At 60.4% G+C, this 13,373-nt stretch carries 11 protein-coding genes and 1 tRNA gene; 10 read left to right on the top strand and 2 right to left on the bottom strand.

Translation table 11 applies throughout. The annotated features are described in order from the left end of the window. Positions 1-18 precede the first annotated feature (18 nt). Complete coding sequence (locus RAZWK3B_RS00695) at positions 19-2,940, bottom strand: FAD-binding and (Fe-S)-binding domain-containing protein (RefSeq protein ID WP_007811275.1); 2,922 nt, start codon at positions 2,938-2,940, stop codon at positions 19-21. 122 nt (positions 2,941-3,062) lie between these two features. Between RAZWK3B_RS00695 and RAZWK3B_RS00690 the strand changes: the two genes are divergently transcribed. The 7 genes from RAZWK3B_RS00690 (at position 3,063) to RAZWK3B_RS00660 (ending at position 10,110) form a co-directional block, all read left to right on the top strand. Beyond that, a complete protein-coding gene (locus RAZWK3B_RS00690) occupies positions 3,063-4,247 on the top strand; it encodes a pyridoxal-phosphate-dependent aminotransferase family protein (protein ID WP_007811273.1) in 1,185 nt (394 codons plus the stop codon). Between the two features lie 164 nt (positions 4,248-4,411). Beyond that, positions 4,412-5,386 carry a TRAP transporter substrate-binding protein gene (locus RAZWK3B_RS00685; protein ID WP_007811271.1) on the top strand — a complete coding sequence of 325 codons (975 nt, stop codon included), beginning with the start codon at positions 4,412-4,414 and terminating at the stop codon, positions 5,384-5,386. A 134-nt stretch (positions 5,387-5,520) separates the two neighbouring features. Further along, on the top strand, positions 5,521-6,072 hold the full coding sequence (locus RAZWK3B_RS00680) for a TRAP transporter small permease (protein WP_007811269.1): 552 nt from the start codon (positions 5,521-5,523) through the stop codon (positions 6,070-6,072). Next, complete coding sequence (locus RAZWK3B_RS00675; RefSeq protein ID WP_007811267.1) at positions 6,072-7,352, top strand: TRAP transporter large permease; 1,281 nt, start codon at positions 6,072-6,074, stop codon at positions 7,350-7,352. Before RAZWK3B_RS00680 ends, RAZWK3B_RS00675 begins: the two co-directional genes overlap by 1 nt. Before the next feature lie 9 nt (positions 7,353-7,361). After that, complete coding sequence (locus tag RAZWK3B_RS00670; protein ID WP_007811265.1) at positions 7,362-8,135, top strand: enoyl-CoA hydratase; 774 nt, start codon at positions 7,362-7,364, stop codon at positions 8,133-8,135. Further along, positions 8,132-9,343 carry a CaiB/BaiF CoA transferase family protein gene (locus RAZWK3B_RS00665; RefSeq protein ID WP_157132093.1) on the top strand — a complete coding sequence of 404 codons (1,212 nt, stop codon included), beginning with the start codon at positions 8,132-8,134 and terminating at the stop codon, positions 9,341-9,343. Before RAZWK3B_RS00670 ends, RAZWK3B_RS00665 begins: the two co-directional genes overlap by 4 nt. Before the next feature lie 86 nt (positions 9,344-9,429). Beyond that, positions 9,430-10,110 carry a 2-keto-4-pentenoate hydratase gene (locus RAZWK3B_RS00660; RefSeq protein ID WP_232279458.1) on the top strand — a complete coding sequence of 227 codons (681 nt, stop codon included), beginning with the start codon at positions 9,430-9,432 and terminating at the stop codon, positions 10,108-10,110. A gap of 75 nt (positions 10,111-10,185) precedes the next feature. Here RAZWK3B_RS00660 and RAZWK3B_RS00655 read toward each other — a convergent pair. Then, positions 10,186-10,261, bottom strand: a tRNA-Lys gene (locus tag RAZWK3B_RS00655). 97 nt (positions 10,262-10,358) lie between these two features. Here RAZWK3B_RS00655 and dapF point away from each other — a divergent pair. The 3 genes from dapF to RAZWK3B_RS00640 all read left to right on the top strand — a co-directional run bounded on the left by dapF (position 10,359) and on the right by RAZWK3B_RS00640 (position 13,290). Continuing rightward, on the top strand, positions 10,359-11,201 hold the full coding sequence (gene dapF / locus RAZWK3B_RS00650) for a diaminopimelate epimerase (protein ID WP_037294905.1): 843 nt from the start codon (positions 10,359-10,361) through the stop codon (positions 11,199-11,201). Then, positions 11,198-12,457 carry a tRNA (N(6)-L-threonylcarbamoyladenosine(37)-C(2))-methylthiotransferase MtaB gene (gene mtaB / locus RAZWK3B_RS00645; RefSeq protein ID WP_007811257.1) on the top strand — a complete coding sequence of 420 codons (1,260 nt, stop codon included), beginning with the start codon at positions 11,198-11,200 and terminating at the stop codon, positions 12,455-12,457. Before dapF ends, mtaB begins: the two co-directional genes overlap by 4 nt. Positions 12,458-12,678: 221 nt before the next feature. Further along, the gene (locus RAZWK3B_RS00640) at positions 12,679-13,290 is read left to right on the top strand and encodes a glutathione S-transferase (RefSeq protein ID WP_007811254.1); all 612 of its coding nucleotides are present in this window, start codon (positions 12,679-12,681) and stop codon (positions 13,288-13,290) included. The last annotated feature ends 83 nt before the right edge of the window (positions 13,291-13,373 follow it).

The following is a 13,373-nucleotide window of genomic DNA, read 5'->3' as shown; positions in this document are numbered from 1 at the left end:
TGCTGGTTGCTACTCACCTCATCCCCCATCTTTTACCGCATTTTGCGACGCCCTGTCGAAAACTTCCGCGATATGCAGGGGATGACGTCCCGTGCCATCGCAAATCTGGTGACGACACGAGGTGCCATTGGCCACGATCAGGTCATCTGCTGCCGCCTCGCGCACGGCGGGTAGCAATGACAGCTCCCCCATGCGGATCGAAACGTCATAGGTGTCCGCTCCATAGCCAAAGGCACCGGCCATGCCGCAGCAGCTGCTTTCGATCGTCTGCGAGTCGAGACCGGGAACAAGCGCAAGGGCCGCATCCATGTCCGACATCACGCCTGCGGCCTTCTGGTGGCAATGGCCATGCACGCGTGCGGATATGCCGGGAGATGTCATCGGCAGATCGAAACGGCCAGCCTTGGCCTCGCGGGCGATGAATTCCTCGAACAGAAAGGCGTTTTCGGACAGGGCCTTGGCCTCTTCACCCGGCAACAGGGTCAGGAACTCATCGCGAAGGGTCAGCAGGCAGGACGGCTCCAGCCCGACGATGGGCACACCTGCGTGGACATGCGGCATCAGCGCTTGAAGTGTCCTGCGCGCTTCGGCGCGGGCCTTGTCGATCATGCCAGCGGCAAGATAGGTGCGCCCGCAACACAAGGGACGGCCCGGCGCATCGGCGGCGATCACGTCGTATCCCGCGCGTGTCAGGACATTCAGGGCAGCGCGGGGAATTCCCGGCTCCATCCAGCGATTGAAGGTGTCCGTGAACAGAAGAACCTTCCCCTTGGAAGCTTGGCCGGCCGTTTTGCCGATCTCGGCGTCGCGAAAGAAATCGCCGCGAAATTCGGGCAGGCTCCGCTGGCGGGCCAACCCGAACAGCTTCTCCCCAAGGGCTGCCAATGCAGGCACTTTATTTCGCAGGCGGATGAACCCCCGCAGCGCTACGGCCAACCGCGCATATCGCGGCATCTCGGCGATCAGGCGCTCGCGGCGGCCATAGCCCAGTTTCTGCCCGCGCTGATACAGCACCTCAGTCTTCATCTTGGCCATGTCGACCCCGGTCGGGCATTCGCGTTTGCAAGCCTTGCAGCCGACACAAAGCTTCATCGTCTCGGCCATCTCGTCCGAGAAGAGCGCATCCTTGCCAAGCCGTCCAGACAGCGCCAGCCGCAGGGTATTGGCACGGCCACGTGTCACGTCGCGTTCATCGCGCGTCACTCTGTAGCTGGGGCACATTGCGCCACCCTTGAGCTTGCGGCATGCGCCATTGTTGTTGCACATCTCGACGGCGCCCTGAAATCCGCCGCCCTTCCCGGGCCATGCCGACCAGTCATGCCCGGTCTTGACGTCGTCAAAGCTGTAATCGGGCGGGTACCGCATCAGGCTGCGATCATCCATCTTGGGCGCATTCACGATCTTGCCGGGGTTCAGGCGGCTTTCCGGGTCGAAAGCGGCCTTGACCTCTTCGAAGGCAGAAAGAATGCGCGGTCCGAACATCTTGCCGTGAAACTCCGAGCGCACGATCCCGTCGCCATGTTCCCCCGAATGCGAGCCCTTGTAGGCGCTGACCATGTCGAATGCGGCTTCGGCGATCTCGCGCATGGCGCGAACGTCCTTTTCCAGCTTGAGGTTCAGCACGGGCCGCACATGCAGACAGCCTTCCGAGGCATGCGCATACCATGTGCCCTCGGTGCCGTGACTGTGGAACACCTCGGTCAGCCGGTCAGTGTAATCTGCCAGATGCTCAAGCGGGACGGCGCAATCCTCGACGAAGGAGACGGGTTTGCCCTCGTCCTTCATCGACATCATGATGTTGAGTCCCGCCTTGCGCAATTCGCCAATATCGGCGGCAAGGTTCATGTCCCAAACCTCGACCACGCCGCCTTCGCGCTCTGCGCCCTTGCCGAAGCCGTATCCCAGATCCGACATCGTATCCTGCAGGCGGCGCATGTTTTCTTCGTTCTCGGCCTGGCTGTCGGCAAACTCGACGAACAGCATTGCGGCAGGCGTGCCGCGAACGAATTCTTCCAGCGTCTTTGCGTAGATCGGGATCGACCGTGCCAGCCCGATCATCGTGCTGTCCACAAGTTCGACCGAGGTGGGCGCAAGCCCGACCAGAGGCTTGGCCGCCTCCATCGCGGCGCGGAACGTCGGGAAGTGGCAGACGCCGAGAACGCGTGTTTTGGAAGGCAGCGGCGAGAGTTTGATCTCGATTGCGGTGGACAGGGCGAGCGTCCCTTCCGACCCGATCAGCAGATGCGCAAGGTTGATCGGCCGTTCGCCGGGCACCAATGCGTCGATGTTGTAGCCACCGACACGGCGCTGCACCTTCGGGAAGCGTTCGGCGATTTCAAGCGCTTCCCTTGTGCCCAAATCCAGCATTTGCCGTAGCAGGATTTCGGGCACGCGGTTGCCGCTTCCGGGGCCGAAATCGAACGGTGTTCCGTCTGCCAGAAGCCCTTCGATCCGGTCGACATTGTCCCGCGTCGTACCATAGCGAAGCGAACGTGAGCCACAGGAGTTGTTGCCGACCATACCACCGATCGTCGCGCGCGACGCGGTCGAGACATCCACCGGAAACCAGAGTCCGTGGGATTTGAGCTGACGGTTGAGATCATCCAGAACGATCCCTGGCTCCACAACGGCGCGCCGTCCCTCGACATTGAGTTCGAGTATGCGGTTGAGGTGTTTCGAACAGTCGACAACCAGCCCGGCATTGACCGTCTGTCCGCATTGCGACGTGCCGCCGCCGCGCATGGTGATGGGAATGCCCGCGCCGCGTGCCGCATCAAGTGCGGCGGCCACATCATCCGCAGATTTGGGAATCACCACGCCGGCCGGCATGATCTGATAGATGGACGCGTCCGTGGCATAGCGCCCACGGGAAAAGGAATCGACCAAAACCTCGCCCTGAACTTCACGCGCCAAATGAGCCAAGGTCTTTTCTTTCAACATTCCATTCATTCCCGCAAAAATATTTCGTGACGTCTTGACATAATATTGAATTCATAATTCACTTCAACACAATTCACGAGCCTGCAATGCTAGGCTCTGACGTTATTCGGGAGAACGACCACATGACTGCCGGCCGCCATTTTCTTCAAATCCCTGGCCCATCCAATGTCCCTGACCGCATTTTGCGCGCCATGGATTATCCGACAATGGATCATCGTGGTCCTGCCTTTGCAGATGTAGGCCGCAAGGCCCTTGAAGGTATGAAGTCGATTTTCAAGACCGAGTCCCGCGTCGTGATTTACCCGTCCTCTGGAACCGGCGCTTGGGAGGCAGCCTTGGTGAACACGCTGTCGCCGGGCGATACCGTGCTGATGTATGAGACCGGTCATTTCGCGACCCTGTGGAAGAAGCTGGCGGAAAAGCTGGGTCTCAACCCGGTGTTCATCGAAGGCGACTGGCGCGGGGGCGCCGATGCCGATGCGATCGAAGCCCGCCTGCGGGATGACAAGACCCATGAGATCAAGGCGGTTTGCGTCGTGCACAATGAAACCTCGACCGGTGCGGTGACGCCGGTTGCAAGGGTGCGCAAGGCAATCGACGCTGCAGGACATCCCGCGCTGTTGATGGCGGACACGATTTCATCGCTGGCGTCGGTTGATTTCCGCCATGACGAATGGGGCGTGGACGTCACTGTGTCGGGCTCGCAAAAGGGTCTGATGTTGCCGCCGGGCCTGTCGTTCAACGCCATCAGCGAGAAGGCTCTGAAGGTGGCGGAAACAGCCGGTCTCAAGCATTCCTATTGGAGCTGGGATGAAATGGCCGGTCCAAACGAGACGGGCTACTTCCCGTATACCCCGGCGACCAACCTGCTCTATGGCTTAAATGAAGCCATCGACATGCTGCACGAAGAGGGGCTGGACAACGTCTTTGCCCGCCACAAGCGCCACGCCGAGGCGACACGCGCGGCTGTTGAGGCTTGGGGTCTTGAGGTGCTGTGCAAAGTGCCCGAGCATCGCTCGCCGGTTCTGACCGCTGTGATGGTGCCCGAAGGCCACTCTGCTGATCGGTTCCGTTCGGTGACCTTGCAGAATTACGACATGTCGCTCGGCAATGGTCTGTCCAAGGTCGCTGACCGGGTGTTCCGTATCGGTCATCTGGGTGATTTCAACGACCTGATGCTGTGCGGCACCCTTTCGGGTGTGGAAATGGGCCTGCGCGATGCTGGTGTCCCGCACAGGGCAGGGGGCGTTCAGGCGGCGCTTGATGTGCTCGGGCGTAAATTTGGCGCCGAACGCGCCGCGGCGTGATATAGACTGACGACGGTCGCGGGCGGAGGGAGGGCCGCCCGCGATAACCCCGCGACTAGTCAAGGGGATGAGCAAGAAAGAGAACCGCGCAAAACCGGGCGACGAAACAGCCCTCGGGCATCGCACCGGTCGCTGCGCAAAATCGAAACCTATGGGAGGATCAAATGAAAAAAACATTGCTTGCAACGGCACTTGCTTCGCTGATGGCCGTACCGGCCGCTGCGGCGGACCTGACATTAAAGTTCGGCCATGTCGGCGCGCCGGGCTCTTTGTTCGAAGCCACGGTAAATCATTACGCGGCCTGCGTCGGTGAAAAATCCAGCGGCTCCGTAGAGGTGCAGACCTTCGGCTCGTCCCAGCTGGGCAAGGACAAGGAACTGCTTCAGAAGCTGAAGCTGGGTCAGGTCGATTTCGCTCTGCCGTCTTCGATCATGTCGTCGGTTAGCGACGTCTTTGGCATCTTTGAAATGCCCTATATCATCAAGGACCGCGATCATATGCGCCGTGTCCAGGATGCCATGATGGGCAAGTTGCAGGGCGAGGCTCAGGCAAACGGCTACTACATCGTCGGTCTGGCAGAAAATGGCTTCCGCCACATCACCAACAACGTGCGCCCGATCACTGTTCCGGCTGATCTCGATGGGATCAAGCTGCGCACACCGAATGGCGCCTGGCGTGTGAAGATGTTCCAGCAGTATGGTGCAAACCCGACCCCGATGGCCTTCTCGGACGTGTTCACAGCGCTGCAGACGGGTGTGATCGACGGTCAGGAGAACCCCTATGCACAGATCGCTTCCGCCAAGTTTCAGGAAGTCCAGAAATACCTGTCGATCACCGGTCACGTCTATACGCCGGCTTACATCCTGGCGTCCGACAAGACATTCTCGGGCTACTCGGATGAGGTGAAGCAGGTCCTGACGGATTGCGCCGCTGACACCCAGACCTTCACCTATGAGAAGGCCGCTACGCTTGAGACCGAACTTCTTCAGGTTATCAAGGATGCAGGCGTCGAGGTGAACGAAGCCGACAAGGATGCCTTCATCGAAGCTTCCCAGCCGATCTACGAGGGCTTCGCAGCAGAAGTCGAAGGCGCTCAGGAAATGATCGACCAGGTTCTTGCCCTCGGTCAGTCAAGCTGATCCCTGAATAGATCGCCGGCGGCCTGAAAAGGCCGCCGGTATGGCCCTTACTCTCTCTGCCATTGTCCGACACGCATCTGCCCGTCAGCGGGTGGGATGGTTGAGGTCGGGACTTATGCGAAAAGAAAGCAAACATGACAGGTCTGAATCGCATCCACCAGTTTCTCAGCAGGATCCTGGAGGGCGTGACCATACTTCTGATGGTCATGCTCACAGTCATGGTCATCGTTGCGGTGATCGCACGCCTGATGGGACAAAGCTTTTCTTGGTATGACGAAGTTGCCGCGATCATGCTGGCATGGATCACCTATTACGGCTCGGCCCTTGCGGCATTGCATCGCCGCCATATCGGATTCGACTCGGTTTTGCTGGCTTTGCCGCCGCAGTATCGCATGGGCGCGGTTCTGCTGGGCGAGTTGCTTGTCCTGACATTCTTCGTCCTTATGGCGCGTGCCGGGTTCCAGGTCCTCGAGGTTCTGGCCGGAGACAGGCTTGTTTCGCTGACTTGGGTGCCTATCCAATTCACCCAATCGGTCATTCCGATCGGGGCGATCCTGTTCATCATCTGTCAGATCGTCAGCCTGCCCGATTACTGGATGAAGACCAAACGCGGGATCTCGTTTGAGCATGCAGAGATCGAGGAAGAGGTCGAAACCGAACTCCAAAAGAACAAGGATCGCGCCTGATGCTTATGCTTGCCATTTTCCTGGCCCTTGTGGCGATGATCTGCATCAACGTGCCGATCGCCGTGGCACTGGCGCTCGCCGGTGTCCTTGGGCTGCTGGTGTCCGAAGGGCCTTCGAGCCTCGTGACCATCGCTCTCGATATGTATGACGGATCGACCAAGTTTTCGCTGATTGCGATCCCGATGTTTGTGCTGGCGGGTGCCATTATGAACGCGGGTGGTATCACCGACCGTCTCATCAACTTCGTCTCCGCGCTGATCGGGTTCATCCGTGGCGGTCTGGCGATGGTCAACATCGGCGTGTCGCTGTTCTTCGCCGAAATCTCCGGCTCTGCTGTGGCCGACGTTGCTGCAATGGGCTCGATCCTGATCCCGCAGATGAAAAAGCGCGGCTATTCCAAGGAATTGTCGGCTGCGGTCACATCGTCATCGGCCTCGCTTGCGATCATCATTCCACCGTCCATCCCGATGATCCTCTATGCGGCCTCGGCAAACACCTCGGTTGAGCAGCTGTTCGTGGCGGGCATTGTCCCGGGGCTTCTGGGTGCGGGTGGTCTGATGCTGGTGGCCTATATCTTCGCGCGCCGCTACAACCTGCCCACCGAAGATGCGTTCAACATCCCCCGCCTTCGGGAAACCTTTGTCGATGCGCTGCCGGCCTTCACGCTGCCGATCATCATCCTCGGCGGCATCTTCGGCGGTTTCGTGACCGCCACGGAAGCGGCCGGTCTTGCCGTTCTCGGTGCGATTGTCGTGTCCGGCTGGTACAACCAGATCGATCTCAAGCACCTGCGCCGCGCTATGTTGGATGGTGGCATTCAAACCGCTGTCGTGATGCTTCTGGTGGCGGCGTCTGTCCTGATGGGCGGCTTCCTGACCCGGGCCCAGATTCCTCAGCAGCTTGCCGAAGGCATTCTTGCCATCACGTCCGAGCAGTGGATGATTCTGCTGATCCTGAACTTCTTCTTCCTGATCATCGGATTCTTCCTGCATTCGGCAGCGGCCATCATCCTGGTGGTTCCCATCGTCATTCCGCTGATTACCGCAGCTGGCATCGACCCCGTGCATTTCGGTCTGGTCGTGACCCTGAACCTAGCGATCGGACAGCAGACCCCGCCTGTGGCATCGGTACTTATCACCGCCTGCGCGGTGGCGCGTGCCAACATCTGGGAGGTGTCCAAGGTCAACATCTGGTTCATTCTGGTTCTGCTGGCTGTCCTCATGTTGTGCACCTATGTGCCGTCGGTTCCTCTGTTCCTTGTCGAATATTTCTACAGGTAAGGGATTGGCATGACCGAACTGACCCACGAGATCCGCGGGCATACCCTGTGGATCTCATTCAACCGACCCCAGGCGCGCAACGCCCTGACCTTCGAGATGTATGAGGGGCTTGCAGAGCTGTGCCGGTCTGTTCCGACAGATGGCAGCTTGCGGGCAGTGGTGCTTTCGGGTGCGGGTGGCAAGGCGTTTGCCGCCGGCACCGACATGACCCAGTTCCGCGCCTTCGACAAAGCGCAGGATGCCCTGTATTACGAGGCTCGGATCGATGCGGTGCTGGATGCCGTGGAGCGCTGTCCTCTGCCCACGGTCGCTGCCATCAATGGGGCTTGTACAGGAGGCGGAGCGGCCATCGCCGCGGCCTGCGACCTGCGGATCGCGGCGTCGAACCTCAAGTTCGGGTTCCCGATCGCACGCACGCTTGGAAATTGCCTCGCTGCGGCGAATCTGGCGCGGCTCTCGTCGTTGATGGGGGCGGGCCGCGTTCGCGAAATGATCTTCACGGCCCGGCTGATCGGGGCCGAGGAAGCCCATGGCTGTGGCCTGATCTCGGAGATCCTGCCGGATGAGTCCGCCTTGATGGAGCGCGCCGTCGCCTTGGCAGACCATCTTGCCGGCATGGCGCCCCTGACCCTGCGCGCCACCAAGGAGGCGATGCGCCGCACGCAGGCTGCCGCCCGCGCGGAGGATGCCGACCTGATTGAACTATGCTACATGAGCAACGATTTCCGGCACGGGCTCGAGGCCTTTCTTGCCAAGCAGAAACCGGAATGGACAGGGACATGACCAAAGGATCCGAAAACGGCCCTCTGGCTGGAATGAAAGTCGTCGAACTGGCTCATATCATGGCCGGCCCCGTTTGTGGGCTGATGCTTGCCGATATGGGGGCCGATGTCATCAAGGTGGAAAAACCGGATGGTGATGACAGCCGCAGATTTGTGCCGCCCGCGATCAACGGTGAATCCGCCGCCTACATGATGATGAACCGCAACAAGCGCGGCATCGCTCTGAACCTCAAAGAGCCCGAAGCGGTCACGGCGCTGCGGCGTCTGCTGGAAGAAGCCGATGTGGTGATCGAAAATTACCGCATGGGCACCATGGAACGTCTGGGTCTGGGATATGACGAGCTGCGCGCCCTCAATCCACGTTTGATCTACTGTGAAATCTCGGGTTTTGGCCGCACCGGTCCTTATGCGCAACGTGGGGGCTTTGATCTGATCGCGCAGGGCATGTCGGGGCTGATGTCGATCACCGGCGAAGGTCCGGGACGCCCGCCTGTCAAGCCCGGTGCCCCGATTTCCGACATCACCGCCGGTATCATCGCCGCCATGGGCGTCTCGGCGGCCTACGCCCGAATGCTGCAGACCGGCCAGGGGCAAAAGGTCGACACGTCGCTGTTCGAGGCGGCGATCACCCAGACCTATTGGCAATCCGCCATCGCCTTTGCCACCGGGTTAGCGCCCGGTCCGCTTGGGTCCGCCCATCCGCTCAACGCGCCTTACCAATCCTTCCGCACGGCGGATGGCTGGATCAACGTGGGTGCTGCCAATCAACGCAACTGGCTGCGCTTTCTCGAGGTGATCGGTGCGCCGGAATTGGGGGAAGACCCCAGATTCGCCAACAATCACGACCGCATGCAGCACCTTGCCGAGCTCGAGGGCATCCTGAACGAAAAGCTGGCCACCCAGACGACAGCCACCTGGCTTGACCGGATGGAACAAGCGGGGCTGCCTGCTGGTCCAGTACTCGACATTCTGGAAATGCAGGCCGATCCGCAGGCCTTGGCGCGCGACATGATCGTCGAGTTGGAACATCCGAGTGCGGGTCCGGTGAAAACACTCGGCCATCCGGTGAAATTCAGCGAGACACCTGCTTCGATCCGCAGTGCCGCACCTGTCCTGGGCCAGCACAGCCGTGAGGTTTTGTCCGAAGCCGGCTATGACGGCGAGACCATCGATGCGATGATCTCAGCCGGTGCCGTCATCGCGCCCTGAGTGCCGTGACCCGCCCGGAGCCCTCGAAAGTAGAGCAGCTGGCCGACTTGCTGGCCGTGGCACGGCGTGGTGGCCCAAAGGTCCCCTTGGCGGCGGGCACGGGCCTTGCGCGCGAGCAGGCCTTTGACGTCCAGTCGCGTCTGATCGCCGAGTTTGGGCCAGTGGGTGGGTTCAAAGTGGCCTGCCCACCGGATGCCCCGATCGTGATTGCCCCGATTTTTGCAAAGAATATCGTGCAAAGCCCGGGGCTGTTTGCGGTCCCGCCCGGTGAACGCGTGGGCATCGAGCTGGAATATGCCTATCGTCTGACGTCACCACTGCCGTCCGCGACAGCGCCTGATTTCAAGGACCATCTGCGCTCATCGGTCGAATTGCTTCCCGTGATCGAGCTGGTTCAGTCCCGGCTGGAAGACCCTGCAAGTGCGGATCCGACCTTGAAAATGGCGGATAATCAACTCAACGGCGCGCTTGTTCTTGGGACGCCTCTTCCAGCGGGGGCACCGTTCGATACATCCCGCGCCAGCGGCCATTTGAAAGCCGGTGACGAGGTGCTGTTGGATGGCGTCGCGAAAGTCCCCGGCGGAGATGCTTTTGAGACGCTTTACAAACTTGCCCTTGCCATAGGACAGCATTGCGGCGGCTTGCAGGTTGGACAGGTGGTCATCACAGGCTCGCTTAACGGCTTGCCGTGGGTCCTGGCTGAAAAACAGGTCCATGGCCACATAGACGGACTTGGTGACGTCAGCCTGCTGTTGACAGCGGAATAACGTCCCTGACCAGACAAACAGCCCTGCCAACGCCCGATCATTGCGGAGAACCACATGAATTATTTTTTGCGATAGTGGTGAGCCGTGCAGGATTCGAACCTGCGACCCACTGATTAAAAGTCAGTTGCTCTACCAACTGAGCTAACGGCCCACTAGGCGGCCTATCTAGAAAGAGCAGAGCAGGGGGTCAACCCCGAAATTGCGCGATTTGGATGCGGGTGCTGGATTCGTTTCGGCGCCGGGTTTATATGCCACGCATGAGCATGCAAAAAGACACCGGTTTGCCTTTCATGAAGATGCACGGGCTTGGCAACGATTTTGTCGTGCTGGATGCGCGTGCGCGCTCGCTCGAGGTCACGCCTGCCCTCGCGATTGCCCTTGCAGACAGGCATAAAGGCGTCGGGTTCGACCAGCTTGCCGTCATCAGCCAGGGCCAGCGAGACGCGCATCTTACATTTTATAATGCAGATGGGTCGACCTCGGCTGCTTGCGGGAATGCGACGCGCTGCATCGCGCGTTTTCTGATGGACGAATCAGGACAAGGCGAACTCTGCCTGACTACTGATCGCGGCGATCTGTATGCGCTGGATCGGGGAGAGGGTATGACTGCGGTCAATATGGGCCAGCCGCAGTTGGAATGGCAGGATATTCCCCTTGCCGAAGCCATGGATACTGTCGAACTTCCGATCGAAGGAGGGCCTTCAGCGACTGGGATGGGCAACCCGCATTGCACGTTCTTTGTCGAGGATGCCGAGGCGATTCCCCTTGAGCAGTTTGGCCCGCGATATGAGCATCACCCGCTTTATCCTGAACGCACGAATGTGCAGGTCGTCAGCGTGACTGGCCCCGATCACTTGCGGATGCGCGTGTGGGAGCGTGGGGTTGGGCATACGCTTGCGTCGGGGTCGTCTTCCTGTGCGGCGGCGGTCGCGGCGGCCCGCAGGGGGCTCACAGGCCGCAAGGTGCGGATAGATCTGGACGGCGGCACACTATATATAGACTGGCGCGAGGACGGTGTCTGGATGACGGGGCCGACGGCGCATGTGTTCGACGGGGTTTTGACGCAAGAGTTTCTGGAGGGGCTGGGATGACCGGCGCGCCTAAATTCACCACGCTTGGGTGCCGCCTGAATGCCTATGAAACCGAGGCGATGAAGGAACTGAGCCAGCAGGCGGGGCTGGAAAATGCAGTTATTGTAAACACTTGCGCGGTTACGGCTGAGGCGGTGCGCAAGGCACGACAGGAGATCAGAAGGCTGCGGCGGGAAAACCCGACCGCCCGGCTGATCGTCACCGGATGCGCAGCACAGACCGAGCCTGAAACCTTCACCGCCATGCCCGAAGTGGACGCCGTCATCGGCAATACCGAGAAGATGCAGCCTTCGACTTGGGCTGGGCTTGCCGCAGATTTCATAGGAGAAACAGAGGCTTGCCAGGTCGACGACATCATGTCGGTGACCGAAACGGCGGGTCATCTGATCGACGGGTTCGGGACGCGGAGCCGGGCGTATGTGCAGGTGCAGAACGGGTGCGATCATCGGTGCACGTTTTGCATCATTCCGTTCGGGCGCGGGAATTCGCGGTCGGTGCCGGCGGGGGTTGTGGTGGATCAGATCAAGCGATTGGTCGACCGGGGCTTTAACGAAGTGGTGCTCACGGGCGTGGATCTGACCAGCTGGGGGGCCGATCTGCCCGCCGAACCGAGGCTTGGAGATCTGGTCATGCGCATCCTGAAACTGGTTCCCGATCTTCCGCGCCTGCGGATTTCCTCTATTGATTCCATAGAGGTAGATGACAACCTGATGCAGGCGATCGCCACCGAGAAACGCCTCATGCCGCATCTGCATCTGAGCTTGCAGCATGGCGATGACCTGATTCTCAAAAGAATGAAGAGACGGCACCTCAGGGATGATGCGATCCGGTTCGTGGAGGAGGCGCGGGGGCTGCGGCCGGAGATGACATTCGGGGCGGATATCATTGCGGGCTTTCCCACCGAGACCGAGGCGGCTTTTGCCAACTCATTGAAATTAGTGGAAGAATGTGACCTGACATGGCTGCATGTCTTTCCCTATAGCCCAAGGCCGGGCACGCCGGCGGCACGGATGCCGCAAGTGAACGGGCGCGACATCAAGGAGCGCGCGGCGCGGCTGAGGGCGGCGGGTGAGCGGCAGGTGACACGACATCTGGCAGAGCAGCAGGGGCGCACCCACTATATATTGATGGAAAGCGCGCGCATGGGCCGGACGGAACAGTTCACCGAAGTGACCTTCGACGCCGATCAGAGCGAGGGACATATCGTGACCGCCACCATCGCAGGCACCCGCGGCCATCAGCTTGTCGCTGCCTGAAGATCGTACGATCCGTACGAAACCTACACGCGTTTGGGACCAAACGACGAGGCAACCCCCGGATTTGTGTCCATCCCGTACACAACGGCGTCTAAACCCGCGCTCCAGCCCCCGAAAGGACAGCCCGAAACAGGGCGCATCGAGAGGGCTGGCAAAGGCGGCGGAGCACCCCTAAGGTCAGGTGTCGGATCGTGCGATCATCCGACCCTCAGGAGGCTCCAATGAAACTCATGTCGTCCCCGACCTCGCCTTTCGTGCGCAAGGTGCATGTGCTGCTGCACGAAACCGGACAGTACGAAGCGATCGACATCTACGCCAAACCGACCAGCCCCTTCGACACCGCCCCCGAAGTGGCGACAGCCAACCCGTTGGGAAAGATCCCGGCGCTGATCCGCGAGGATGGGCCGACGCTTTATGACAGTCGGGTGATCTGCCGGTTTCTGGACGATCACGCCAAGGCGGGGCTTTATCCCGACGGGCGCATCTGGGAGACGCTGACGCTGGAGGCGACGGCGGACGGGATCATGGAGGCAGCGGTGCTGATGCTTTACGAGCACAAGCTGCGCCCGGCGGAAGCGGTTTTGGACAGCTGGGTGGATGCGCAATGGTCCAAGATCGAGCGCGCGGTCTCGGCGCTGAATGCGCGCTGGATAAGCCATCTGCGCGGGCCGCTGGACATGGGCCAGATCGCGGTCGGCTGTGCCTTGGGATATCTGGATTTCCGCCATGACGCGCGCGGCTGGCGCAAGGGCAATGACGCGCTGGACGATTGGTACGCGGTCTTTTCGCAGCGCGAGAGCATGAAGCTCACGGCGCCGGCGGATGCGGCCTAACCCCGCTTGCATCGGCTTGCCGGGCGGACCGGTCTTGGAAAAGACCGGTCCGGACTGTCAGGATTTGGCCTGTCAGAATCTGG

Source organism: Roseobacter sp. AzwK-3b (assembly GCF_000170875.1).
GTDB classification, from domain to species: domain Bacteria; phylum Pseudomonadota; class Alphaproteobacteria; order Rhodobacterales; family Rhodobacteraceae; genus Roseovarius; species Roseovarius litoreus.
Note: the sequence above shows the minus strand (reverse complement) of the source record. Positions and strands in the feature narration are given on the sequence as shown.

What these genes read in the sequence shown, in the direction of transcription:
- RAZWK3B_RS00690 (WP_007811273.1), top strand. Translation starts at nt 3,063, where the DNA reads ATGACTGCCGGCCGCCATTTTCTTCAAATCCCTGGCCCATCCAATGTC.
- RAZWK3B_RS00675 (WP_007811267.1), top strand. Translation starts at nt 6,072, where the DNA reads ATGCTTATGCTTGCCATTTTCCTGGCCCTTGTGGCGATGATCTGCATC.
- RAZWK3B_RS00685 (WP_007811271.1), top strand. Translation starts at nt 4,412, where the DNA reads ATGAAAAAAACATTGCTTGCAACGGCACTTGCTTCGCTGATGGCCGTA.
- mtaB (WP_007811257.1), top strand. Translation starts at nt 11,198, where the DNA reads ATGACCGGCGCGCCTAAATTCACCACGCTTGGGTGCCGCCTGAATGCC.
- RAZWK3B_RS00665 (WP_157132093.1), top strand. Translation starts at nt 8,132, where the DNA reads ATGACCAAAGGATCCGAAAACGGCCCTCTGGCTGGAATGAAAGTCGTC.
- RAZWK3B_RS00640 (WP_007811254.1), top strand. Translation starts at nt 12,679, where the DNA reads ATGAAACTCATGTCGTCCCCGACCTCGCCTTTCGTGCGCAAGGTGCAT.
- dapF (WP_037294905.1), top strand. Translation starts at nt 10,359, where the DNA reads ATGCCACGCATGAGCATGCAAAAAGACACCGGTTTGCCTTTCATGAAG.
- RAZWK3B_RS00670 (WP_007811265.1), top strand. Translation starts at nt 7,362, where the DNA reads ATGACCGAACTGACCCACGAGATCCGCGGGCATACCCTGTGGATCTCA.
- RAZWK3B_RS00680 (WP_007811269.1), top strand. Translation starts at nt 5,521, where the DNA reads ATGACAGGTCTGAATCGCATCCACCAGTTTCTCAGCAGGATCCTGGAG.
- RAZWK3B_RS00695 (WP_007811275.1), bottom strand. Translation starts at nt 2,940, where the DNA reads ATGTTGAAAGAAAAGACCTTGGCTCATTTGGCGCGTGAAGTTCAGGGC.